Annotated in this window: 20 protein-coding genes; 17 read left to right on the top strand and 3 right to left on the bottom strand. The window is 67.5% G+C overall.

Annotated elements, in window-relative coordinates; all coding sequences use genetic code 11:
- Position 1 precedes the first annotated feature (1 nt).
- From OOT46_RS14595 to OOT46_RS14575, 5 genes are read left to right on the top strand one after another with little or no spacing between them, the layout of a single operon-like run.
- Positions 2-877, top strand: coding sequence for a lipid A biosynthesis acyltransferase (locus tag OOT46_RS14595; RefSeq protein ID WP_265404342.1), 876 nt, complete (start codon positions 2-4; stop codon positions 875-877).
- 57 nt (positions 878-934) lie between these two features.
- The gene (dapF, locus tag OOT46_RS14590; protein ID WP_265404341.1) at positions 935-1,786 is read left to right on the top strand and encodes a diaminopimelate epimerase; all 852 of its coding nucleotides are present in this window, start codon (positions 935-937) and stop codon (positions 1,784-1,786) included.
- A 41-nt stretch (positions 1,787-1,827) separates the two neighbouring features.
- The gene (locus tag OOT46_RS14585) at positions 1,828-2,505 is read left to right on the top strand and encodes a DUF484 family protein (RefSeq protein WP_265404340.1); all 678 of its coding nucleotides are present in this window, start codon (positions 1,828-1,830) and stop codon (positions 2,503-2,505) included.
- Between the two features lie 11 nt (positions 2,506-2,516).
- On the top strand, positions 2,517-3,434 hold the full coding sequence (gene xerC / locus OOT46_RS14580; protein WP_265404339.1) for a tyrosine recombinase XerC: 918 nt from the start codon (positions 2,517-2,519) through the stop codon (positions 3,432-3,434).
- Between the two features lie 45 nt (positions 3,435-3,479).
- A complete protein-coding gene (locus OOT46_RS14575; protein ID WP_265404338.1) occupies positions 3,480-4,667 on the top strand; it encodes a class I SAM-dependent rRNA methyltransferase in 1,188 nt (395 codons plus the stop codon).
- Between the two features lie 50 nt (positions 4,668-4,717).
- On the opposite strand, the gene lysA is transcribed toward OOT46_RS14575, so the two are convergent.
- Entirely contained in the window at positions 4,718-5,986 is a 1,269-nt protein-coding gene (lysA, locus tag OOT46_RS14570) for a diaminopimelate decarboxylase (RefSeq protein ID WP_265404337.1), read from the bottom strand.
- Complete coding sequence (gene lptM, locus OOT46_RS30950; protein ID WP_416136196.1) at positions 5,983-6,153, bottom strand: LPS translocon maturation chaperone LptM; 171 nt, start codon at positions 6,151-6,153, stop codon at positions 5,983-5,985. Before lptM ends, lysA begins: the two co-directional genes overlap by 4 nt.
- A gap of 18 nt (positions 6,154-6,171) precedes the next feature.
- Between lptM and cyaY the strand changes: the two genes are divergently transcribed.
- On the top strand, positions 6,172-6,528 hold the full coding sequence (gene cyaY / locus OOT46_RS14565; RefSeq protein ID WP_265404336.1) for an iron donor protein CyaY: 357 nt from the start codon (positions 6,172-6,174) through the stop codon (positions 6,526-6,528).
- 83 nt (positions 6,529-6,611) lie between these two features.
- Here cyaY and OOT46_RS14560 read toward each other — a convergent pair whose 3' ends face one another.
- A complete protein-coding gene (locus tag OOT46_RS14560) occupies positions 6,612-8,981 on the bottom strand; it encodes a penicillin-binding protein 1A (RefSeq protein WP_265404335.1) in 2,370 nt (789 codons plus the stop codon).
- 263 nt (positions 8,982-9,244) lie between these two features.
- Here OOT46_RS14560 and OOT46_RS14555 point away from each other — a divergent pair, with 263 nt between their 5' ends.
- The 11 genes from OOT46_RS14555 to OOT46_RS14505 all read left to right on the top strand — a co-directional run bounded on the left by OOT46_RS14555 (position 9,245) and on the right by OOT46_RS14505 (position 24,465).
- A complete protein-coding gene (locus OOT46_RS14555) occupies positions 9,245-10,324 on the top strand; it encodes a pilus assembly protein PilM (RefSeq protein ID WP_265404334.1) in 1,080 nt (359 codons plus the stop codon).
- Complete coding sequence (locus OOT46_RS14550) at positions 10,321-10,950, top strand: PilN domain-containing protein (RefSeq protein ID WP_265404333.1); 630 nt, start codon at positions 10,321-10,323, stop codon at positions 10,948-10,950. The genes OOT46_RS14555 and OOT46_RS14550 overlap by 4 nt, the downstream gene beginning before the upstream one ends.
- Before the next feature lie 13 nt (positions 10,951-10,963).
- On the top strand, positions 10,964-11,662 hold the full coding sequence (locus tag OOT46_RS14545; protein ID WP_265404332.1) for a type 4a pilus biogenesis protein PilO: 699 nt from the start codon (positions 10,964-10,966) through the stop codon (positions 11,660-11,662).
- Entirely contained in the window at positions 11,659-12,195 is a 537-nt protein-coding gene (locus tag OOT46_RS14540) for a pilus assembly protein PilP (protein WP_265404331.1), read from the top strand. Before OOT46_RS14545 ends, OOT46_RS14540 begins: the two co-directional genes overlap by 4 nt.
- A complete protein-coding gene (gene pilQ / locus OOT46_RS14535; protein ID WP_416136195.1) occupies positions 12,192-14,351 on the top strand; it encodes a type IV pilus secretin PilQ in 2,160 nt (719 codons plus the stop codon). The genes OOT46_RS14540 and pilQ overlap by 4 nt, the downstream gene beginning before the upstream one ends.
- A gap of 1 nt (position 14,352) precedes the next feature.
- Entirely contained in the window at positions 14,353-14,898 is a 546-nt protein-coding gene (locus OOT46_RS14530; protein WP_265404330.1) for a shikimate kinase, read from the top strand.
- Positions 14,899-14,962: 64 nt separating this feature from the next.
- Positions 14,963-16,594 (top strand): YfaP family protein, encoded by a 1,632-nt coding sequence (locus OOT46_RS14525; protein ID WP_265404329.1) that lies wholly within the window; start codon positions 14,963-14,965, stop codon positions 16,592-16,594.
- Positions 16,595-16,598: 4 nt separating this feature from the next.
- Complete coding sequence (gene aroB, locus OOT46_RS14520) at positions 16,599-17,699, top strand: 3-dehydroquinate synthase (RefSeq protein WP_265404328.1); 1,101 nt, start codon at positions 16,599-16,601, stop codon at positions 17,697-17,699.
- Between the two features lie 14 nt (positions 17,700-17,713).
- Positions 17,714-18,823: a deoxyguanosinetriphosphate triphosphohydrolase gene (locus tag OOT46_RS14515; RefSeq protein WP_265404327.1), complete on the top strand. Its 1,110-nt coding sequence runs from the start codon at positions 17,714-17,716 to the stop codon at positions 18,821-18,823.
- A 70-nt stretch (positions 18,824-18,893) separates the two neighbouring features.
- Positions 18,894-19,595, top strand: coding sequence for a transposase (locus OOT46_RS14510; protein ID WP_265404326.1), 702 nt, complete (start codon positions 18,894-18,896; stop codon positions 19,593-19,595).
- A gap of 118 nt (positions 19,596-19,713) precedes the next feature.
- Positions 19,714-24,465, top strand: a complete 4,752-nt coding sequence (locus OOT46_RS14505; protein WP_265404325.1) for a glutamate synthase-related protein — start codon at positions 19,714-19,716, stop codon at positions 24,463-24,465.
- The last annotated feature ends 2 nt before the right edge of the window (positions 24,466-24,467 follow it).

The following is a 24,467-nucleotide window of genomic DNA, read 5'->3' as shown; positions in this document are numbered from 1 at the left end:
GATGGGCGCGCGCTTGCTGATCGGGCTGCTGTGGCTGCTGCACTGGCTGCCTCTGCCGGTGCTGGCGATGCTGGGCCGCGCGCTGGGTCGTGTGCTGTACCGGCTGGCCGGCTCGCGCCGGCGCATCGCGCTGCGCAATATCGAGCTGTGTTTTCCGGCCTTCACGGTGTCCGAGCGCGAGGCGCTCGCGAAGGAGCACTTCCAGTGGCTGACCCGCAGCATCCTGGAGCGTTCGCTGCTCTGGTATGCGAGCGAGGCCCGGCTGCGCCGTCTCATCCATGTCGAGGGCGACGTCGGGCTGAGCGACCGCAGCGAGCGGCCGGTGATGTGGCTGGTGCCGCACTTCATGGGCCTGGACGTCGCCGGTGCCGCGGTCCAGCTCTACGGCACAAAAATCGCGGCCTCCATCTACCAGGCCCAGAGCAACAAGGTGTTTGACGCGGCGATCCGGCGCGGCCGGCTGCGTTTCGGGCGCTCGCAGATCTTCTCGCGGCAGGAATCGGCCAAACCGCTGATGCGTTGCATCAAGCAGGGTTCGCCCTTCTTCAACCTGCCCGACATGGATTTCGGGCGTCAGGATGCCGCCTTCGTCCCCTTCTTCGGCGTGCCGGCCGCCACCCTGCTGGCGCCCTCGCGCATGGCGCGCGCGCTGGGCATGGTGGTGCAGCCGGTGGTGGCCGAGCTGCTGCCCGGCGGACGCGGCTACCGGGTGCGTTTCCTGCCGCCCTGGAGCCACTTCCCGAGCGCCGATGCGGAGGCCGACGCGCTGGCGATGAACCAGTGGATCGAGTCCGAGATCCGCCACAACCCGGCACAGTACCTGTGGGTGCACAAGCGTTTCAAGACGCGGCCGGAGGGCGCAGCGCCTTTATATTGAGTGGCGGCTGGCGCGGCGCGCCACGCGGGGGCAGCCGGGCGGCGGATAATCCGCCCCATGAAGCTGCGCTTTACCAAGATGCAGGGCGCGGGCAACGACTTCGTCGTGCTCGATGCGACCCGCCAGGCCCTGGACCTGGGCCCCGAGGACTACCGCCGTCTGGCCGACCGGCGTTTCGGCGTCGGCGCCGACCAGATCCTCATCGTCGGGCCGTCCGGCGACCCGGACATCGATTTCAGCTACCGCATCGTCAACGCCGACGGCAGCGAGGTCGAACAGTGCGGCAACGGCGCCCGCTGCTTCGCCAAGTTCGTGCGCGACCGGGGCCTGAGCGACAAATCGGCGATCCGCGTACGCACCCAGAGCGGCGTGATCGAGCCGCGCCTGCAGGCCGACGGCCGGGTCACGGTCGACATGGGAGCCCCGGTGTTTGAGCCCGAGCGTGTGCCCTTCGACCCCGCCGGGCTGACGCCGCGCGACATCGGCGCCGGGCAGCAGTGGCCGCTGGCGCTGGAAGGCGAGACGGTCTGGGTCGCGATCGCCTCGATGGGCAACCCGCATGCGGTGCTGCGCGTCGAGGATGTCGACAGCGCGCCAGTGCAGGCGCTGGGCCCGCAGATCGAGCGGCACGTGCGCTTTCCGCGTCGGGTCAACGCCGGCTTCCTGCAGGTGCTGTCGCGCGGGCAGGTGAAGCTGCGCGTCTATGAGCGCGGCGCCGGCGAGACGCTTGCCTGCGGCACCGGGGCCTGCGCGGCGGTGGTGACCGGCATTCGCCTGGGCTGGCTCGACGCCAGCGTGGAGGTCGAGACGCGCGGCGGACTGCTGCGCATCGAATGGCAGGGCGGGGACCACCCGGTGATGATGACCGGGCCCGCCGTCACCGTGTTCGAAGGCGAGATCGAGCTCTGAGCGCCGCCCGGTCGCCGAACTTTGAAGAACAGAAACCAACCATGAGCATCGAAGGCATCACCGAAGACGACATCGCCAACTACCTGGCGCACACGCCCGGCTTTTTCGAGCGCCATGCCGAGTTGCTGGCCACCGTGCAGCTGACCAGCCCGCACGGGCAGCGCGCCGTCTCGCTGCAGGAGCGGCAGATGGAAATGCTGCGCGAGAAGATCAAGGGCCTGGAGCTCCGCATGGTGGAGATGATCCGCCATGGCCAGGAGAACATGGCGATGGCCGACAAGCTGCACCGCTGGACACGCGCCGTGATGCTGACTGCCGAGCCGGCGGAGGTTCCGGCGCTGATGGTGCGGGAGCTGCAGGACCAGTTCCTGATTCCGCAGGCCGGCATCCGCGTCTGGGACGTCGCCGAGGCCTACGCCTCGAACGACTTCGCCCAGGGCGTGAAGGAGGACACCAAATCCTTCGCCACCAGCCTGACCATGCCCTATTGCGGCGTCAATTCCGGCTTCGAGCCGGTGTCCTGGCTGGACGATCCGGCGACGGTGATGTCGCTGGCGCTGATCCCGCTGCGCCTGGCTCCCGGCGCGCCGGCCTTCGGCCTGCTGGTGCTGGGCTCGCCCGATCCGACCCGCTACAGCGCCGACATGGGCACCGAGTTTCTGGCACGGGTCGGCGAGCTCGCCGGCGCCGGCCTGGCCCGCCTGCTGCCGCCCGCCTGAGGCGCCGCGCGATGAGGCCGGAGATCGAGCGCTACCTGGAGCACCTGCGGGTGGAGCGCCGCATGGCGCCGCTCACGCTCGAAACCTATGCCGGCGAACTGGCCTGTCTGCAGGCCTTCCTGAACGACGCCAAGCTGGAACTGGCCGAGGTCCAGATGCACCACGTGCGCCGCTGGACCGCCGCACTGCACGGGCGCGGCCGCTCCGGCCGTACGCTGGCGAAGACGCTGAGCGCCTGGCGCGGGCTGTTCCGCTGGATGGGGCGGCGCGGCGAGGTGACGCTCAACCCGGTGGACGGCGTTCGCGCGCCCAAGGCGGCCAAGCCCCTGCCCAAGGCCCTCTCGGTCGAGCAGTCGATGCAACTGGCCGACCTGCACCAGGACGAGGCCGATCCGGTGCTGGAGGCACGCGACCGCTGCCTGGTCGAACTGCTGTACGGCTGCGGCGTGCGCATCAGCGAGCTGGTGGGGCTGGACGTCGAGGCGGGGCCCGGCTCGCGCGGCTGGATCGACCTGGCCGCGGGCGAGGCGCAGGTGCTGGGCAAGGGCGCCAAGCGGCGCAGCGTGCCGATCGGCGCGGCGGCGCGCGAGGCCTTGTCGGCCTGGCTCGCGCTGCGTCCGGCGCTGGTGCGGCTGGAGCCGGCGCCGCTGTTCCTCGGTGAGCGGGGCCGGCGCATCACGCCGCAGCAGGTGCGGCTGCGCCTGAAGCAGCGGGCTCTCCAGGCCGGCGTGCCGACCCATGTGCATCCCCACATGTTGCGGCACTCCTTCGCCTCGCACCTGCTGCAGTCCAGCGGCGACCTGCGTGCGGTGCAGGAACTGCTGGGCCACGCCAACATCTCGACCACCCAGGTCTACACGCGGCTCGATTTCCAGCACCTCGCCAAGGTCTACGACGCCGCCCATCCGCGCGCCAAGCGCAACCGCTGAGCGGGGCGGCGCCGCTGCCCCGGAAGTTCCATTCCCGAGAAGTCCATGAAAGTCATCACACTGCGCGAAGGCAAGGAGCGTTCGCTGCTGCGTCGCCACCCCTGGGTGTTCCAGGGCAGCATCGCCCGCGGCGGCGCCGACGCGGGCGAGACCGTCAAGGTGGTGTCCGCCGACGAGCGTTTCCTGGCCTGGGCTGCCTACAGCCCGACCTCCATGATCCGCGTGCGGGCGTGGAGTTTCGACGAGGCCGAGCGCATCGACGCGGCCTTTTTCGAGCGCCGCATCCGTCAGGCGCTGGCGGTGCGCGCGCGCTTGCCGGTGGCCAGCGATGCGGTGCGCCTGATCCACGGCGAGGCCGACGGCCTGCCGGGGCTGATCGTGGACCGCTACGGCGACACGCTCAGCGCCCAGTTCCTCTCTGCCGGCACCGAACGCTGGAAGGCGACCCTCGCGGACCTGTTGCTCCAGGCCACCGGGCTGACGCGGCTGTACGAGCGCTCCGATTCGGGCGTGCGCGCTCTGGAGGGGCTGGCGCCCGTGAGCGGCTGGCTGCGCGGCGGCGGGCCGACCGAACTGAGCATCCGGGAGCATGACTGGCGGCTCACGCTCGACGTCGCCGAAGGCCACAAGACCGGCTTCTACCTGGACCAGCGCGACAACCGCAAGCTGTTTGCCGACACCGTGAAGCATTTCGGCTTTCAGCGGGTGCTCAACTGCTACTGCTACACCGGCGGTTTCAGTGTCGCCGCCTTGGCTGGCGGCGCCGAGCAGGTGGTCAGCGTGGATTCCTCGGGGCCGGCGCTGGAGCGCGCCCGCGCGCATGTCGAGCTCAACGGCTTCGACCCGGCGCGCCACGAGGCGCTGGACGCCGACGTCAACGAGACCTTGCGCCGCTGCATCAAGGAAGGGCGCCGCTTCGACGCCATCGTGCTGGACCCGCCCAAGTTCGCGCCGACCGCCTCGCACGCCGAGCGCGCGGCGCGCGCCTACAAGGACATCAACCGGCTGGCCTTCAAGCTGCTGGAGCCGGGCGGCGCGCTGTTCACGTTTTCCTGCTCGGGCGGGATCGGCAACGAGCTGTTCCACAAGATCGTCGCCGGGGCCGGCATGGACGCGGGCGTGGACGGGCTCATCTATGCACACCTGGGTGCGGCACCGGACCATCCGATGACGATCAACTTCCCGGAAGGGGAGTACCTGAAAGGTCTGGTGATCCTGAAGAGTGCGGCTTAGGCGCCATGGCCGGTGACGCAGGGGCGCATCGCGCCCCCCGCCCCGTGTCTTCAGTCGATCAGCCGCTCGCCGCGGAACAGCTCGGCGGGGTTCTCGCGCTCGCGCACCAGGTGGGCCTGGCCGCCTGCCACCATGATCTCGGCGGCGCGGCCGCGGGTGTTGTAGTTGCTGGCCATGCTCATCGAGTAGGCGCCGGCCGACAAGACCGCCAGGCGGTCGCCGGCACGCACCGCCAGCTCGCGGTCGCGGCCCAGCCAGTCGCCGGATTCGCACACCGGGCCCACCACGTCATAGGTGGACGCAGGCTCGTCGCGCAGGCGGCAGGGCTCGATGCGCATGTAGGCCTGGTACATGGCCGGGCGCATCAAGTCGTTCATCGCCGCGTCGACGACGCAAAAGTTCTTGGCCGCGCCGGGCTTGAGGTAGAGCGCCTCGGTCAGCAGCACGCCGGCGTTGCCGACCAGCGAGCGGCCAGGTTCCATCATGACCGGGCGGTGGCCGTGGCCGCGTTCGTCGATGCGGCGCAGCAGGTGCCCGATCAGCGTGTCGGCCGAGGGCGGCTGTTCGTCGGTGTAGCGGATGCCGAGACCGCCGCCCAGGTCCAGGTGGTGCAGCGGGATGCCGGCCGCCTCGATGGCCTCGACCAGGTCGAGCACTCGGTCGAGTGCGTCGAGGTAGGGACCGTGCGCGGTGATCTGGGAACCGATGTGGCAGTCGATGCCGGCGACTTCCAGGCCGGGCAGGGCGGCGGCGCGGCGGTAGGTCTCGAGCGCGCGGTCGTGTGCGATGCCGAACTTGTTGCCCTTCAGCCCGGTGGAGATGTAGGGATGGGTGTTGGCGTCGACGTCGGGATTGACGCGCAGGCTGATGCGGGCGGTGCGGCCGTGGGCCACCGCGACCTGGGACAGCACCTCGAGCTCGGCTTCGCTCTCGACGTTGAAACACAGCACGCCGGCTTCCAGCGCGCGCTGCATCTCGGCGCGGGTCTTGCCGACGCCCGAGAAGACCACCTTGTCGGCCGCCGCGCCGGCGGCCAGCACCCGCTCCAGTTCGCCGCCGGAGACGATGTCGAAACCGCAGCCGGCCCGGGCGAAGGTCTGCAGCACGGCGAGGTTGGAATTCGCCTTGGTCGCATAGCAGATCAGGTGCTCGCGTCCGGCGAAGCCGCGCTGGTAGGGCGCCAGCGCGTCGAGCATCGCGGCCTGGGAGTAGACGTAAAGCGGCGTGCCGTGGCGCGATGCCAGCTCGTCGAGGGAGCAGTCGTCAAGGAAAAGCTCCTTGCCGCGGTAGGCAAGGAAGGGGGAGCCGGGCAAAGTCATCGCGAAGCGGGGGTGGAGGGGGCGGAGGCAGCGGAGGGCGCGGAGGCCGCCGCGGCGGCGGGTGCCGCGGACGGCAGGTAGAGCGGGCCCTTCTGGCCGCAGGCGGACAAGCCCGCGAGCGTCGCAGCGAAAAGACCGGCGGCTAGAATCGAAGCCCGTTTGCACATGCCGCGATTCTACTGGCGATGACCCTCGATCCCACGCCCCTTACCGACGCCGACTACCACACCCGGGCCCATGCGGTGCTGGCCGCCGTGGAGGCGCGCGTCGACCAGCTGCTGCAGGACGACGTGGTCGACATCGACACCCACCGCACCGGCGGGCTGCTGGAGCTGAGCTTCCCGAACGGCAGCAAGATCATCATCAACACGCAACCGCCGCTGCACGAGATCTGGCTGGCGGCGCGCTCGGGTGGCTACCACTACAAATTCGTTCAGGGCCGCTGGCTCGATACCCGCACCGCGCAGGAGTTTTTCGACGCGCTGTCGGCCTGCGCCAGCGAGCAGGCGGGCCGCCCGGTCCGTTTCGACGCGCCGGCCTGAGCGACGCGCGCGGGCCGCCGGGGCGTCTCGCGCCGGCCCGCTGCGTCGGCGCCCGGCGGCTGCCGGGCGCATCAGGCCTTTTCTCAGGGCCCCCGGAACAGATCCAGGATGCTGCGCCGTTCTTCCTCGGAGGCGGCGGGCGGGGAGGGCGGCCGGTCGTCGAGGCCCAGGCTGCTGACGCCGGCGCCGCGCGTGAACTCGTCGTAGAACCACTCGCCACCCAGGTTCACCAGGCCCTCGGGTGGCGTCGGCTCCTGCACCGGCACGTTTTTCAGCGCGTGGGCCATGTAGTCGATCCAGATCGGCAGCGACAGGCCACCACCGGTCTCGCGGCTGCCCAGCTTGCGAGGCGTGTCGTAGCCGACCCAGACCACGGCAGCGAGCGTCGGCTGGTAGCCGGCGAACCAGGCGTCCAGCGAGTCGTTGGTCGTGCCGGTCTTGCCGTAGATGTCGGGCCGCTTCAGCGTCGCCTGGGCCTTCGCAGCGGTGCCCGAGCGGGTGACCTCCTGCATCATGCTGGTCATCACGAACGCGTTGCGCGCGTCGATCGCGCGCATCGATTCCTGCAACGGGGGCGGCTGGGTGTCGGCCAGCACGCGGCCCTTGGTGTCGGTGACCCGGGTCACCAGGTAGGGGTTGACGCGGTAGCCGCCATTGGCAAACACCGAATAGGCCGCGGCCATCTGCAGCGGCGTGACCGAGCCGGCGCCCAGCGCCATCGTCAGGTAGGCCGGGTGCTTCTCGGCGTCGAAGCCGAAATTCTTGACGAACTCCTGCCCATAGGCCGGCCCGATGGACTGCAGCACGCGGATCGAGACCATGTTCTTCGACTTCGCGAGGCCGCGACGCAGCGACATCGGGCCGTCGAAGGTGCCGTCATAGTTTTTCGGCTCCCAGGGCTGGCTGCCGGTGCTGCCGGCATTGAAGAACAGCGGGGCGTCGTTGACCACGGTGGCGGGGGTGAAGCCCTTCTCCAGCGCGGCCGAATAGATGAAGGGCTTGAAGCTGGAGCCGGGCTGGCGCCAGGCTTGGGTGACGTGGTTGAACTTGTTCTTGGCGTAGTCGAAGCCGCCGACCAGCGAGCGGATCGCGCCGTCGCGCGGATCGAGTGCGATCAAGGCGCCCTCGACCTCGGGCAACTGGGTGACCGACCACTCGCCCTTGTTGCCCTGCACCAGGCGGATGACGGCGCCCCGGCGGATCTGTACTTTCGGGTTGGCCTTGGGCGAGAGGCCGGACTCCACCGGCCGCAGGCCGGCCCCGGTGATCGTGATGTCCTCACCGTTCTGCAGCACCGCAACGATCTTCTTCGGGCTCACTTCGATCGCGACGGCGGCACGCAGCTCGTCGTTGTCGGGGTGCTCCACCAGGGCTTCGGCGATGCGCGCATCGAGCTCCTTCGGATCGTCCGGCAGGTTGAGGTAACCCTCAGGGCCCCGGTAATGCTGGCGGCGCTCGTAGTCCAGGATGCCGCGGCGCAGCGCACGGTAGGCCACTGCCTGGTCGGTCGACTTGATCGTGGTGTAGACGTTCAGGCCGCGCGTGTAGGCCTCCACCCCGTACTGGTTGTGGATCAGCATGCGCGCCGTTTCCGCGACGTATTCGGCGTGCACGGGCACCTGCGAGGGCTGGCGGTATTTCAGCACCTGCCCGCGCGCCTCATCGTGCTGCTGCTGGGTGATGAAGCCGTTCTCCAGCATGCGGGTGATGATGTACTGCTGGCGCTGGCGGGCCCGCGGCGGGTTCACGACGGGGTTGTAGGCGGCCGGTGCCTTGGGCAGCCCGGCCAGCATGGCGGCCTCGGCCACTGTGATGTCCTGCAGGCTTTTCCCGAAATAGGTCTCGCTGGCCGCGGCGAAGCCGTAGGCACGCTGGCCCAGGTAGATCTGGTTCATATAGAGCTCCAGGATCTGGTCCTTGCTCAGCATGCTTTCGATCTTGAGCGCCAGCAGGATCTCGTAGATCTTGCGCGTGAAGGTCTTCTCGGTGGACAGATAGAAGTTGCGCGCCACCTGCATCGTGATGGTCGAGGCCCCCTGGCGGCCCACGTCCATGAAGTTGGCCAGGCCGGCCCGCAGCACGCCGACATAGTCGACGCCGCTGTGCTGGTAGAAGCGAGCGTCCTCGATCGCCAGCACCGCCTGTTGCATGACCTTGGGAATGTCCTTGATGGGCACGAACTTGCGGCGCTCCTCGCCGAACTCGCCGATCAGGACATGGTCGGCCGAGTAGACCCGCATCGGCAGCTTGGGGCGGTAGTCCATCAGGCCGCTGAGTTCGGGCAGGTTGGGATAGGCGATCGACAATGCAATGCCCACGACCATCAGCACACAGAAGGCACCCGCCACCGCGAGGCCGATGGCCCAGGACAGGGTCTTGAGAAGCCAGCGTTGCCAGGGAGCAAGAGTGGTGCCTGACGAGGCGGCTCGTGCAGGGCGCTCAGAATCGGTCATGTCGTTCCTAGAAGGGTCGGGCGCATTATAGAAATCGCGCCCGGGCCGCCGGCGAGCCCGACTCGAGGGGTTCCCGAAGGCGGCGGTTTCGGGCTTCGGCGAGCCCTCAGGGTTGTCCCGGAAGGCTTATTTCACACCCCGTTTTCAGGGGGCAAAGAAACGCCCAAACCGTGAAAAAATCTTTGTTGCTCAAGGGGTTTACTGATAGCATTGAAGTAACTTATTAACAATCCGGCGCACTTACTTGCGCGTTGGAGGGACCCTTGAGCTTTCTTGACGTTTTGTTGGGCCGCAAGCATGCGCCGCTTGTGGGGCTGGACATCAGCTCGTCGAGCGTGAAGCTCGTCGAGCTGGGCCAGAACGCGGCCGGCGAGTACGTAGTCGAGCGATTTGCGACCGAAAGTTTCGAAAAGGGTTGGATCGCGGATGGCCAGATCGAAAAGTTCGACGAGGTGGCCGACGCGGTGCGCCGGGTGGTGGTGAAAAGCGGCACGCGCACCAAACACGTCGCGATGGCGATGCCGCAATCGGCGGTGATCACCAAGAAGATCATGCTGCCTGCCGGCCTGCGCGAGGAAGAGCTCGAGGTGCAGGTCGAATCCGAGGCGAACCAGTACATCCCCTTCTCGCTCGATGAAGTAAGTCTCGACTTCTGTGTTGTCGGCCCCAGCCCCACCTCGGCGGGCGATGTCGAGGTGCTGATCGCCGCGTCCCGCAAGGATCGCGTGCAGGATCGCCAGGGTCTGGCCGAGGCGGCCGGCCTCAAGCCGGTGGTGCTGGACATCGAGTCCTATGCCTCGCGCCTGGCCGTCGGGCGGCTGATCACGACCTTGCCCAACGAAGGCCGCGATTCGCTGGTCGCGCTGTTCGAGATCGGCGCGGAGACCACCAGCCTGAAGGTGCTGCGCGACGACGAGTTGCTCTACGACCGCGATCAGGCGTTCGGGGGCTCGCAGCTGACCCAGCTGATCTCGCGCCAGTACGGCTTCTCGTTCGAGGAGGCCGAGCAGAAGAAGCTGGCCGGCGACCTGCCCGAGGACTACGAGCAGTCCATCCTCACGCCCTTCGTCGACAGCCTCTCGCAGGAGATCGGCCGGGCCCTGCAGTACTTCTTCACCAGCACGCCGCACCACAAGGTCCACTACGTGATGCTGGCCGGCGGCAGCGCCGCGCTGCCCGGGCTGAAGGAGCGCGTGACCGAGCAGACCGGCTTCGCGTCGATGGTGGTCAATCCCTTCGACGGCATGAAGCTCGGCTCCAGCGTGCGCGAGAGCAAGCTCCGCCGTGAAGCTCCTTCCTACCTGACCGCTTGCGGCCTCGCGATGCGGAGATTCCTGCAATGATCCTGATCAACCTGCTCCCGCACCGGGAGGAAAAGCGCCGCCGGCGCAAGCAGGCCTTTTTTGCGGCTCTGGCGCTGTCCGCCGGCGTGGGCGTGCTGATCGGCTCCGGCTGGTATGCGCTGCTGCAGTTGCAGATCAGCGAGCAGCAGCGGCGCAACGACACCTTGAAGCAGGCGATCGCGGTGCTCGACGAGCAGATCAAGGACATCGCCACGCTGCGCGCCGAGATCGACAACCTCAAGGCGCGCCAGAAGGCCGTGGAAGACCTCCAGACCGACCGCAACATGCCGGTGCACCTGCTCAACGAACTGGTCAAGCAGACACCCGAGGGTGTCTACCTGGGCAGCATCAAGCAGGAAGGCGACGGCGTGCTGATCAACGGCACCGCGCAGACCAACGAGCGCGTCTCGGAGCTGCTGCGCAACACCGCCTACAGTTCCCCCTGGCTGGAGCGGCCCGAGCTGGTCGAAATCAAGGCGGCTTCCGTGGCTGCGGGGGCCGACCGCGAGCAGAAGCGGCTGTTCCAGTTCTCGATCCGCGTGGCGCTGAAACGACCGAAGGGCCCGGATGCCGAGACGGTCCCCGCCGCCCCCGCGCAGGCCGGCCGGCCTGCGAAGCAGTCGTGAGAGGGCCGAGGGCATGGCTAAAGATTCTTTCAATATCAACCTGAGCGAACTCTCGGACGAGATCGCCTCCCAGTTCCGCGGACTCGACACCAACGAGCCCGGGCAGTGGCCGATTCTTCCGAAGGCCCTGGCCTGGTTTGTCGCCGCCGTCCTGGTGGTGGTGCTGGGTTGGTTCCTGGTGCTTTCCGACGAAGCGGACGCCCTCGAGGCCGAAGTCCAGAAGGAGCCGACGCTGAAGGAGCAGTACCGTTCCAAGCTGACCCAGGCGGTCAACCTGGACGAGCTTCGCAAGCAGCGGCTGCAGGTGCAGGAATACGTGACGCAGCTGGAGAAGCAGTTGCCCGGCAAGGCCGAGATGGACGCCTTGCTGTCGGACATCAACCAGGCCGGTCTGGGGCGTGGACTCCAGTTCGAGCTGTTCAAGCCGGGGCAAGTGGTCGTGAAGGACTACTACGCCGAGCTGCCCATCTCCATCCGGGTGACCGGGCGCTACCACGACATCGGTTCCTTCACCGCGGACGTCGCGAACCTGTCGCGCATCGTGACCTTGCACGGCTTGCACATCAGCACGCCCCCCAGGGACGGCGGAGCGGTGCTGGGCATGGAAGCGACAGCGCGAACCTACCGTTATCTGGATCAGGCGGAGCTGGAAGCGCAACGAGCTGCGGCCGCTGCGGCGAAGAAGGGGAAGGGGAAGGGGGGCAAGAAATGAGCGTCCACAGACGGACCGTGGTCGGCGCGCTTTCCGCGCTGGTCCTGCTGAGCGCATGCGGCTCCGGGCAGGACGAACTCGAGGCCTGGATGGATCAGCAGAAGCGCGAGGTCCGGCCCAGCGTCAAGCCGATCGAGCCGCCGAAAAAATTCGAGGCCCAGCCTTACGTCGTGGCCGACGGGGTGGAGCCGTTCAGCCCGCAGAAGTTGGCGGTCGCCTTGAAACAGGAAACCCGGCAAGCCAACGCCTTGCTGGCCAGCGAAATGAATCGCCGCAAGGAGCCGCTGGAAGCCTTCCCGCTCGACAGCATGACGATGGTGGGCAGCGTGGCGCGTCAGGGACGGCAGTCGGCCCTGCTGAAGGTTGACGAGTTGTTGTATCAGGTCCAGGTCGGGAACTACCTGGGGCAGAACTACGGCCGGATCACCAGAATCACTGAAACGGAGATTGTCCTCCGGGAGATCGTTCAGGATCCCAGCGGCGATTTGACGGAACGCATCAGCAGCCTCCAGCTTCAGGAGAAGGCGCAATGAACAAGACATTCGGGACTTTGATGAACACTCCGCTTCGCTCTCTGGCGCTGGGCCTGTCGCTCGTGGTCTCCCCAGTGCTCGCCTGGGCGCAGAACGCCATCCAGTCGATCAACACCAGCCAGCAGTCCGGCGCCGAAGTCGTGCGCATCGAGCTGGCCCAGCCCCTGGCCGCCGTGCCGTCGGGTTTCACCATCCAGACCCCCCCGCGCATCGCGATCGACCTGCCCGGCGTCAGCAATGCCATGGGCCGCTCCTCGATCGACATCAACCAGGGCAACCTGCGCTCGGCCAATGTGGCGCAGGCCGGCGAGCGCACGCGCCTGGTGCTCAATCTGAAGCAGCCGTCCAACTACACCGCACAACTGCAGGGCAAGACGCTGCTGCTGGTGCTGGAGTCCGGTGGTGGCCAGGCGAGCGCGTCGGCATCTCCCAAGTCCGACGCGGTGCACTTCTCTGAAAGCCTCAACCGCGATCAGCTGGCGCTGAAGGACGTGGACTTCCGGCGCGGGCAGGAGAATGCCGGCCGGGTGGTGGTCGAGTTGCCGAACAACCAGGTCGGTGTCGACATCCGCCAGCAGGGCCAGAGCCTGGTGGTCGAGTTCCTGCGATCCACGCTTCCCGAGAATCTGCGCCGTCGCCTGGACGTGACCGACTTCGGTACTCCGGTGCAGACGGTCTCGACGTTCCAGGCCGGCGACCGTGTGCGCATGGTGGTCGAGCCGCGCGGCAGCTGGGAGCACAGCGCCTACCAGACCGACACCCAGTTCGTGCTCGAGGTGCGGCCTCAGAAGCAGGACCCGAACAAGCTGGTGCAGGGCCCCGGCTACCAGGGCGAGAAGCTGTCGCTGAACTTCCAGAACATCGAGGTTCGTGCGCTCCTGCAGGTCATCGCCGATTTCACCAACTTCAACGTCGTGACCAGCGATACCGTGACCGGTAACGTCACGCTGCGGCTGAAGGACGTGCCCTGGGACCAGGCGCTCGACATCATCCTGCAGGCCAAGGGCCTGGGCATGCGCAAGTCCGGCAATGTGCTGTGGATTGCGCCCAAGGACGAGATTGCCGCCAAGGAAAAGCTGGACCTGGAAGCCAAGGCCCAGGTGACGCAGCTGGAGCCCCTGCGGACCCAGTCGTTCCAGCTCAACTACACCAAGGCCGAAGAGGTGACCAAGGCGTTGATGGGGCAGGGCGGCGCTGGCGGTGGCGGCGGCAAGCCCATCCTCACCGCCCGTGGCAGCGCGATCTTCGAAACGCGCACGAACCAGCTGTTCGTGACCGACATCCCGTCCAAGCTGGAGGAGATCCAGCAGCTGATCGCCAAGATCGACATTCCGGTCCGGCAGGTGATGATCGAGGCGCGGATCGTCGAGGCGAGCGATACCTTCGGGCGCCAACTGGGCGTGAAGCTGGGTGCCACCGATCTGCGGGGCGTTCGCGGTGGAACGCCAGGCTGGGGTGTCGGCGGCAGCAATCGCATCGCCGTCACCGGCAACTACCTGGGTGTCGGCGAGCAGACGCTGCAGGCCGAAGAGACCGGCGGCAGTTATGTTCCGAACACCTACTTCGTGAACCTCCCGGCGACCAGCATCAACGGCCAGAACCCGGCCAGCTTCGCGCTGTCCTTGTTCAGCGCGACCGCCAACCGCTTCCTCAACCTGGAGCTGTCGGCGCTCGAAGCCGATGGCAAGGGCAAGGTGGTGTCGAGCCCGCGTGTCATCACGGCAGACCAGGTGAAGGCCCTGATCGAGCAAGGTACCGAGCTCCCGTATCAGACCGCCACTTCGAGCGGCGCCACGGCGATTGCCTTCCGCAAGGCCAACCTGAAGCTGGAAGTGATCCCCCAGATCACGCCCGAGGGCAACATCATCCTTGACGTCGATATCAACAAGGACAGCGTCGGTCAGACCACGCCGGCGGGTCTCGCGATCAATACCAAACACGTCAAGACCCAGGTGCTGATCGAGAACGGCGGCACCGTCGTCATCGGCGGCATCTTCGAGCAGGTCGAGCGAGACGAGGAGAGCAAGGTCCCGCTGTTGGGCGACGTGCCGGTGCTGGGCTATCTGTTCAAGACCAAGGGCCGTGCGGCGGAGAAGACCGAGTTGCTGGTTTTCCTGACGCCGCGCGTCATCTCGGATCGGACGGCGGTGCGTTGAGGTGAAGCTGGCCTTGGTCGGCATGCCGGGGTGCGGCAAAAGCACCATCGGCCGACACCTCGGCCGGCGCTTCGATGTCCCGTTCGTCGACTCCGACGCCGAAATCGAAAAGCGTCTGGACTGCAGCATCGGCTTCTACTTCCAGCGCCATGGCGAAGCGGCCTTCCGGGACGTCGAGGTGCAGGTGATCGACGAGCTGACACGGGCAAGCGCCTTCGTGCTGGCGACCGGCGGAGGTGCGGTGCTGCGCGAGGAGAACCGTCGCGCGCTGGCCGACCGCTGCACCGTCGTCTACCTCAAGGCCAGCCCTGAGGACCTGTGGCGCCGTCTGAAACACGACACGAAACGCCCGCTGCTGCAAGGGGGCGACGGCTTGGGCAAGTTGCGCGACCTGCATGCGGAGCGGGATCCGTACTACACGTCCATCGCCGACTTCTGCATCGAGACGGGACCGCCGTCGCAGCAGACGATGGTGAACATGATCGCGATGCAGGTGGAGCTCGCGGGGCTGGCGAGCGCGCCGCGTACTGGTAAGACCACGATGTGATTGGACGGTTTGCGTGACGGATCGCGCAGGCCGAAGATGAGAAAAGAGCGGTAGTGAGGGAACGATGAGTAAGTTTGAAGCGGAGGGGATCCTGCGCCGGCTTGCGCTGGCGGCAGGCGTGGTCGCAACGGCGTCGTGCGGCGGGGGCGGCGGCAGTGCCGGCGCCTCGCTTTACGCATGCCCCGGCAAGGGCCTCTCGCCCATCGCTGGCGAGCCTCAGACCACCTGTGTGGCCAGCGGCGGCTCGGACGGTGCACGTCCGACGCCTGATGCCACGGTGCAGATCAGCACGGCAGCCATCCAGGGGTCGGTGGTGAGCGCCGAAAGCGGTGCGGCGATCGAGGCCGCGGCGGTGAGTTTCGGCGATGTGAACCTGTCGACAGACGCCAGCGGCTTTTTCTCGCAGGCATCGTACGACCCCATCGGCCGGTTGATCCAGCAGGCCAGCAAGGAGGGCTTCGAGAGCCAGTTCCTCGCGACGGCCGTGGTGGCCGCGGTGCCGTCCGTGACGCTGTTCAAGCTGACGCCGCACGGCACGACGGCGGCGGTGACCACCGGATCGGCGAGCCAGCTGACGTCCGGCGCCGGCCCGGCAAGCGCCAGCATCCCGGCCGGCTCCCTCTCGGCCAACGCGTCGGTGAGGCTGAGCCCGGTGGCGGTGGGCGCCGACAGCTTCGCGCTCTCGGGCGACTACACCTCCAGCACCGGCGAGCCGCTGCAGTCCTACGGCGCGGTTGTGCTCTCGGCGGATCCCGCCGTCACGATCTCCGGAACCGACCCGGTCACGCTGCGCGTTCCCGTCAGCACGAAGGCCGCTTCCAACCCCGCGACGGCCAACATCTACTACCTCGACACGACGACGGGACGCTGGGTCCAGGACGGCACGGCGACGCTGGGCTCCGGCGCTTCCGGCAGCTACTACGAAGCCACGGTCACGCGGTTCGGACAGTGGATGGTCGGTGCCGCCCTGCAGTCGCCGGTCCTCGTGAACGGCTGCATGGTTGACGACGCGGGTGCGCCGGTAGCCGGCGGCCGCGTCTGGGTCGAGGGTGTGAACTACAGCGGCCTGGCCTTCGGCCAAACCTCCGATTCCGGGGCTTTCTCGCTGCCGGTGCCGCAGAACAGCCAGTTGGTCGTGACCGGGCGTCGTGGCGTTTACCAGAGCAACGCGGTGCTCACCTCGGTCAGCACTGCCAACCTGAACCTCACGCCCTGCCTGACCGTGCCGCTGATCAACGCGGCAACGGTGAGGCTGACCTGGGGCGCCTCGCCGCGCGATATCGATTCGCACCTGCACATTCCCGGCGGCGCCAAGGTCGACTACACGGCCAAGGGCAGCCTGTCGACCGAGCCGTACTCCAGCCTCGATGTCGACGATATCTCCGGCTTCGGCCCGGAGATCACGACCGTGCGCCGCCCGAAGGTGGGCATCTACCGCTTCTACCTGCACAACTTCAGTCAACAGACGTCTCCGGGGATGACCGAGTCGCCGGCCCGCGTCGAGCTGAACTACGCCGGCCGTACCGTGATCTTCTCGCCGCCTGCCGGGGAAGGTGATAATCACTACCTGCATGTGTTCGACCTGGAGATCGGCGCCAACTGCTCGATGACGCTGTACCGCTACAACCGCTGGCGCAGCGACCCGCCGCGGAACCCGAACAGCGGTGGCACGGCCCAGGCCTGCGTTCCCAACTGATGGAGTGAACCGACAATTGCGCCACCGTCTGACGGTTGCTCTCGACGAGCGTAGCTACGACATCCACATCGGCTCCGGGTTGCTGGCCGACTTGCCGGCTCTCCTGGGGCGGGCCGGTGGCGCCGATGCGCTGGTCGTCAGCAACACCACGGTCGGCCCGTTGTATGGCCCGGCGGTCGTGGAGCGCCTGCAGACGGTGTACCGCAAGGTCGTTCGCATCGACCTGCCGGACGGGGAAGCCCACAAGGACTGGACGTCGCTGAACCGCGTGTTCGACCGTCTGCTCGCCGAGTCGTGTGATCGCCGCACCACGCTGTTCGCGCTCGGCGGCGGCGTGATCGGCGACATGACCGGCTTCGCGGCCGCCTGCTACATGCGCGGCGTGCCTTTCGTCCAACTGCCGACCACGCTGCTGTCCCAGGTCGATTCCTCGGTAGGCGGCAAAACCGCCATCAATCACCCGCTCGGCAAAAACATGATCGGCGCCTTCTACCAGCCCCTGCTGGTGGTGGCGGATCTGGCGACCCTGGACACGCTGCCGCAGCGCGAGCTCTCCGCGGGCCTGGCCGAAGTGATCAAGTACGGCCCGATCGCCGATGCCGACTTCCTCGACTGGATCGAGGCCAATCTCGACGCCCTGCTGGCGCGCGACAAGGCCGCGCTCGCACACGCGGTGAAGCGCTCCTGTGAGATCAAGGCCTGGGTGGTGGGGCAGGACGAACGCGAAGGCGGGCTGCGTGCCATCCTCAATTTCGGCCACACCTTCGGGCACGCCATCGAAGCCGGGCTGGGCTACGGCGAGTGGTTGCACGGGGAGGCGGTGGGCTGCGGCATGGTGATGGCCAGCGAGCTGTCGGCGCGCCTCGGCCTGATGCCGGCTGCTTTCGTCGAGCGCATGAGGCGCATCGTCGAGCGCGCGGGCTTGCCGGTGGCCGGTCCAGCCAGCCTGAGTCCGGCCCGCTACCTGGAGCTGATGCGGGTCGACAAAAAGGCCGAGGCCGGTGAGATCCGTTTTGTCGTCATCGAGGCGCTGGGACGCGCCGGCATGCGAGGTGCGCCTGACGAGCTGGTCGCGCAGGTCGTCGAGGCCTGTACCGCGCGCTGACCGCCTGCGCTGGCATGCTCGCGCCCTACGCCAGCCACCCCGAGCAGTCGCGAGGTCGCCGGCACGCCGAGCCGGCGGCGCCCACCCGCAACGACTACCAGCGCGACCGTGACCGCATCGTGCACAGCACCGCGTTCCGCCGCCTGGTCTACAAGACCCAGGTGTTCCTCAACCACGAGGGCGACCTGTTCCGCACCCGCCTGACGCATTCGCTGGAGGTGGCGCAGCTGGGGCGCTCCATTGCCCGGACACTGGGCCTGCACGAAGACCTGGTCGAGGCCATCGCACTCGCGCATGATCTGGGGCACACCCCCTTCGGCCATGCCGGGCAGGACGCGCTGCACGATTGCATGCGGGAGCACGGCGGCTTCGAGCACAACCTGCAGAGCCTGCGGGTGGTCGACGAGCTGGAGGAGCGCTATCCCGATTTCGACGGGCTCAACCTCAGCTTCGAAACCCGCGAAGGCATCCTCAAGCACTGCTCGCGCGAGAACGCCGAGCGCCTGGGCGACGTGGCGCGGCGTTTCCTGGACCGTAGCCAGCCCAGCCTGGAAGCCCAGCTTTGCAACCTGGCCGACGAGATTGCCTACAACGCGCACGACATCGACGACGGCGTGCGCTCCGGGCTGCTGCGCCTCGAACAGCTCGACGAGGTCGAGCTGTTCGCCCGCTACCGCCGGGCCGCGGAGCGCGAGCACCCGGGTCTGGCCGGGCGGCGCCTGCTGTTCGAGGCGATACGCCGCATGCTGTCCGAGCAGGTCTACGATGTCATCGCCAGTACCCGCGCCCGGCTCGCCGAGGGCGCGCCGGAGAGCGCTGACGCAGCCCGGCGCCTGCCGCCGATGTTCTGCTTCAGTGAAGCGATGCAGGCCGAGGGCGTGGTGCTCAAGCGTTTCCTGCGCGTGAACCTCTACCGCCATCCCCAGGTCACCGAGACCACCGACCGCGGCAAGCGGATCGTGCGCACCCTGTTCGCGGCCTACGTCTCCTGCCCGGCCGAAATGCCCCCCGACTACGCCGAGGCCAGCGACCTGCACCGCACGGTGGCCGACTACATCGCCGGAATGACCGACCGCTTTGCGATCCGGGAGCACGAACGGCTCACCGGCGAACGACTGTTCTGAGCCGCGCCGGTCCGGCCCTCCATAAAATGGGGCCAGATCAACTCGGACGCCGTTGGCGCGGCGCTACACCTTGGCCCGACTTCCCCGCCTGGTGCTACCCGGCCTGCCGCATCACCTGGTGCAGCAGGGCCATCACCGCCAGACTGTCTTCGAGACCGACGAGGACTACCGCACCTATCTCGCGGCGCTGCGCGAAGCGGCGCTGACCTGCCGCGTCGCAGTGCACGCCTATGCCCTGTTGCCGGACGGTGTGCAGCTGCTCGCCACCCCCGCCGACGCGAGCGGGTTGAGCCGCATGATGCAGACCGTCGGGCGCCGTTATGTTGGCTGGCACAACCGGGTGCGGGGACGCTCCGGCACCTTGTGGGAAGGACGCTTCCGGGCGAGCGTGCTCGATCCTCAGGAGTTCCTGCTGCCGGTGATGGTTTATGTGGACACCGCGTCGCAGCGCGCCGAGGCCGGTGTCGACCCTGCGGCGTGGGTCTGGAGCAGCTACGGGCATCACGTGGGCCAGCGCAGCGACGCTTTCCTGGCGGCTCATGCCTTGTACTGGACCCTGGGCAACACCCCGTTCGACCGGGAGGCCCGCTATCGCGGGCTTGTCGAGCACGGCCTGTCGCAGCAGCAGGTGCGGCAAATTGAGGACGCCAGCTGGAAGGGGTGGGCGCTGGGATCGGGCGCTTTCATTGAACGTATCGGCCAACTCGTCGACCGACCGCTGGCGCCACGCCCCCGGGGACGGCCCAAAAAAATCCACTCTGTCCCCGTTTAACTATCGCGCTTTGATCTACGAAAAATAAATGGAGTCTGACCCTATTTAATTGTTCTTGACTTGTAAGTGTGCTCCAGTATCCTGCCGCGTTATCCCTAACGATGAGACGGAGTGCGCCATGAACAAGGCCGCCCTGGGGGTTGCTTCCCCTGAAGAAATCCAGTCGCTGGCCGCCCACGGCCTGTACGACCCGGCCCAAGAGAAAGACGCCTGCGGCGTCGGTTTCGTCGCCCACATCAAAGGTAGCAAGGCGCACGCCATCGTTCAGCAGGGCCTCAAGATCCTCGAGAACCTGGACCACCGCGGCGCGGTCGGCGCCGACAAGCTGATGGGCGACGGTGCCGGCATCCTGATCCAGATCCCCGACGAGTACTACCGCGAGGAGATGGCCGCGCAGGGCATCGAGCTGCCCCCGCCTGGTGAATATGGCGTCGGCATGATCTTCCTGCCCAAGGAGCATGCCTCCCGCCTGGCCTGCGAGCAGGAGCTCGAGCGTGCCGTCAAGGCCGAGGGTCAGGTGCTGCTGGGCTGGCGCGACGTGCCGGTCGACCGCGAGATGCCGATGTCGCCCACGGTGCGCGAGAAAGAGCCGGTGATGCGCCAGATCTTCATCGGCCGCGGTCCCGACATCATCGTGCCCGACGCGCTGGAACGTAAGCTCTACGTGATCCGCAAGACGGCCTCCAGCGCCATCCAGCGCCTCAAGCTGACGCACAGCCGCGAGTACTACGTGCCCAGCATGAGCTGCCGCACCATCATCTACAAGGGCCTGCTGCTGGCGGACCAGGTCGGCAAGTACTTCCTGGACCTGCAGGACCCGCGCGTCACGTCCGCGCTTGCGCTGGTGCACCAGCGTTTCTCGACCAACACCTTCCCCGAGTGGCCGCTGGCCCACCCCTACCGCATGGTGGCCCACAACGGCGAGATCAACACGGTCAAGGGCAACTTCAACTGGATGCGCGCCCGCGAAGGCGTGATGAAGTCGCCCGTGCTGGGCGACGACCTGCAGAAGCTCTACCCGATCAGCTTCGAGGGCCAGTCCGACACCGCGACCTTCGACAACGCGCTGGAGCTGCTGACGATGAGCGGCTACCCGCTCGCCCACGCCGCGATGATGATGATCCCCGAGGCCTGGGAGCAGCACAGCACGATGGACGGGCGGCGCCGCGCCTTCTATGAATACCACGCGGCGATGCTGGAGCCCTGGGACGGCCCGGCCGCGATGGTCTTCACCGACGGCCGCCAGATCGGCGCCACGCTGGACCGCAACGGCCTCCGCCCGGCCCGCTACATCGTCACCGACGACGACCTGGTCGTGATGGCGTCGGAGTCCGGCGTGCTGCCCATCCCCGAGAACAAGATCGTCAAGAAGTGGCGCCTGCAGCCGGGCAAGATGTTCCTGATCGACTTCGAACAGGGCCGCATCGTCGACGACGAGGAACTGAAGAACCTCTACGCCTCGGCCAAGCCCTACCGTCAGTGGATCGAGAACGTGCGCATCCGCCTCGACACCATCGAGGTGAGCGCCGGCCCCGAAGCCTTCCCCGAGTCGCTGCTCGACCGCCAGCAGGCCTTCGGCTACACGCAGGAAGACCTGAAGTTCCTGTTGAGCCCGATGGCCCAGGCCGGCGAGGAAGGCATCGGCTCGATGGGCAACGACTCGCCGCTGGCGGTGCTGTCCTCCAAGGACAAGCCGCTGTACAACTACTTCAAGCAGCTGTTCGCCCAGGTCACGAACCCGCCGATCGACCCGATCCGCGAAGCGATCGTGATGTCGCTGGTGTCCTTCATCGGGCCCAAGCCCAACCTGCTCGACATCAACGCGGTCAACCCGCCGATGCGCCTGGAAGTTTCGCAGCCCATCCTGGACTTCGACGACATGGCGCGCCTGCGCCAGATCGAGAAGCCCACCGGCGGCAAGTTCAAGAGCTATGAGCTGGACATCACCTACCCGCTGGCCTGGGGCCACGAAGGGGTGGAGGCCAAGCTCGCCTCGCTGTGCGCGGAAGCGGTGGACGCGATCAAGAGCGGCCACAACATCCTGATCATCACCGACCGCAAGATGGACCGCGCCCATGTCGCGATCCCGGCGGTGCTGGCGCTGTCCGCGATCCACCAGCACCTGGTGCGCGAAGGCCTGCGCACGACCGCGGGCCTGGTGGTCGAGACCGGCTCGGCGCGCGAGGTGCATCACTTCGCGGTGCTGGCGGGCTACGGCGCCGAGGCCGTGCATCCCTATCTGGCGATGGAAACCCTGGCGGCCATCCACAAGGAGCTGCCGGGCGAGCTGAGCCCCGAGAAGGCGATCTACAACTACGTCAAGGCGATCGGCAAGGGCCTGTCGAAGATCATGTCCAAGATGGGCATCTCGACCTACATGTCCTATTGCGGCGCGCAGATCTTCGAGGCCATCGGCCTGGACAGCAAGCTGATCGAGAAGTACTTCCGCGGCACCGCCTCGCAGGTCGGTGGCGTGGGCGTCTTCGAGGTCGCCGAGGAAGCAATCCGCATGCACCGCGCCGCCTTCGGCGACGACCCGGTGCTGCAGACCATGCTGGACGCCGGCGGCGAGTACGCCTGGCGGACCCGCGGCGAAGAGCACATGTGGACGCCGGACGCGATCGCCAAGCTGCAGCACAGCGCGCGCGCCAACAAGTTCGAGACGTACAAGGAATACGCCCAGATCATCAACGACCAGTCGCGTCGCCACATGACCCTGCGCGGCCTGTTCGAGTTCAAGGTCGACCCTGCCCGAGCCATTCCGGTCGAGGAGGTCGAGCCGGCGGTCGAGATCGTCAAGCGGTTCGCCACCGGCGCGATGTCGCTCGGCTCGATTTCGACCGAGGCCCACTCGACCCTGGCAATCGCGATGAACCGCATCGGCGGCAAGTCCAACACCGGCGAAGGCGGCGAGGACCCGGCGCGCTACCGCAACGAGCTCAAGGGCATCCCGATCAAGCAGGGCACCAAGGTGTCCGACGTCATCGGCACCAAGGTCATCGAGGCCGACTACGAGCTCCAGGACGGCGATTCGCTGCGCTCCAAGATCAAGCAGGTCGCCTCGGGCCGTTTCGGCGTGACGACCGAGTACCTGGTCTCGGCCGACCAGATCCAGATCAAGATGGCCCAGGGCGCGAAGCCCGGCGAGGGCGGCCAACTGCCCGGTGGCAAGGTGTCCGACTACATCGGCTTCCTGCGCTACTCGGTGCCGGGCGTCGGCCTGATCTCGCCGCCGCCGCACCACGACATCTACTCGATCGAGGACCTGGCGCAGCTGATCCACGACCTGAAAAACGTCAACCCGCGCGCCGACGTGTCGGTCAAGCTGGTGTCGGAAGTCGGGGTGGGCACCATCGCCACCGGCGTCGCCAAGGCCAAGGCCGACCACATCGTGATCGCCGGCCATGACGGCGGCACCGGCGCCTCGCCCTGGTCCTCGATCAAGCATGCCGGCACCCCCTGGGAGCTGGGCCTGGCCGAGACGCAGCAGACCCTGCTGCTCAATCGCCTGCGCTCGCGCATCCGCCTGCAGGCCGACGGCCAGATGAAAACCGGCCGCGACGTCGTGATCGGCGCGCTGCTGGGCGCCGACGAGTTCGGTTTCGCGACCGCGCCGCTGGTGGTCGAGGGCTGCATCATGATGCGCAAGTGCCACCTGAACACCTGCCCGGTGGGCGTGGCGACGCAGGACCCGGTGCTGCGCAAGAAGTTCCAGGGCAAGCCCGAGCACGTGGTGAACTTCTTCTTCTTCATCGCGGAAGAGGCTCGCCAGATCATGGCCCAGCTGGGCATCCGCCGCTTCGACGATCTGATCGGCCGCTCCGACCTGCTCGACATGAAGAAGGGCGTCGAGCACTGGAAGGCGCGTGGCCTGGACTTCAGCCGGGTCTTCTACCAGCCGGCCCTGCCGGCCGAGGTGGCGCGCCTGCACACCGAGAGCCAGGACCACGGCCTCGATCATGCGCTGGACGTGCGCCTGATCGAGAAGTCGCGTGCCGCGCTCGAGAAGGGTGAGAAGGTGCAGTTCATCGAGACCGCGCGCAACGTCAACCGCACCGTCGGCGCAATGCTGTCGGGCGAGCTGGTCAAGCGCCATCCGGAAGGCCTGCCGGATGACACCCTGCGCATCCAGATGGAGGGCACCGGCGGCCAGAGCTTCGGCGCCTTCCTGGCCAAGGGCATCACGCTCTACCTGATCGGCGACGCCAACGACTACACCGGCAAGGGCCTGTCCGGCGGCCGCGTGGTGGTGCGCCCGAGCATCGACTTCCGCGGCGACGCGACGCAGAACATCATCGTCGGCAACACCGTGCTGTACGGCGCGACCAGCGGCGAGGCCTTCTTCCGCGGCGTCGCCGGCGAGCGCTTCGCGGTGCGCCTGTCGGGTGCCACCGCGGTGGTGGAGGGCACCGGCGACCACGGCTGCGAGTACATGACCGGCGGCACGGTGGTCGTGCTCGGCAAGACCGGGCGCAACTTCGCAGCCGGCATGTCGGGCGGCATCGCCTATGTCTACGACGAGGACGGCCGCTTCGCCGAGCGCTGCAACACCTCGATGGTGGCACTGGACAAGGTGCTCTCGGCCAAGGAGCAGGAAACCAGCGTCGACGCGGCGACCTGGCACCAGGGCCAGACAGACGAAGCGCTGCTGCGCAAGCTGGTCGAGGACCACCACCGCTGGACCGGCTCGCTGCGTGCCCGCGAGATCCTGGACCGCTGGAGCGAAGCCCGAACGAAGTTCGTGAAGGTGTTCCCGCACGAGTACAAGCGCGCGCTGGGCGAGATCAACGCCCGCAAGGAAGCCGACGTGACCATCGCGAAGGCCAAGGGGTCGGAGAAGACCGGCAAGGCCACCAAGGCCAAGGTCTGAGC

This window comes from Aquabacterium sp. A7-Y, assembly GCF_026153205.1.
Classification (GTDB): domain Bacteria; phylum Pseudomonadota; class Gammaproteobacteria; order Burkholderiales; family Burkholderiaceae_C; genus Caldimonas.
Note: the sequence above shows the minus strand (reverse complement) of the source record. Positions and strands in the feature narration are given on the sequence as shown.